The 208-nt window shown below is 34.6% G+C and carries 1 pseudogene; it reads right to left on the reverse strand.

The features are described from left to right. Nucleotides 1-208 (reverse strand): annotated as a pseudogene (locus AB5M32_RS13740) (hypothetical protein); the annotation flags it as partial.

A 208-nucleotide genomic window follows, 5' to 3' on the forward strand; every position in this document is an offset into this window, starting at 1 on the left:
TGGTCGTATAGCCTTCTAAAAATGGAATGTTTATATAAGGAAGTTCACCTAGTTTTTCTGCAAGATCGATCATTTCTTCTGTTGTAAAACTACCTTTAGGATTACCGATATCTCCATCAATAAAGTGTTTATCCATCGTCTCATTCGCAACTTGCCATTTTTGCATCAATGTATCGTATGCTTTTTGTGCTTGATTGACTTTTTCCAA

The sequence above is a fragment of the Enterococcus sp. C57 genome (assembly GCF_040887305.1).
In the GTDB taxonomy this organism is placed as follows: Bacteria; Bacillota; Bacilli; order Lactobacillales; family Enterococcaceae; genus Enterococcus_B; species Enterococcus_B hirae.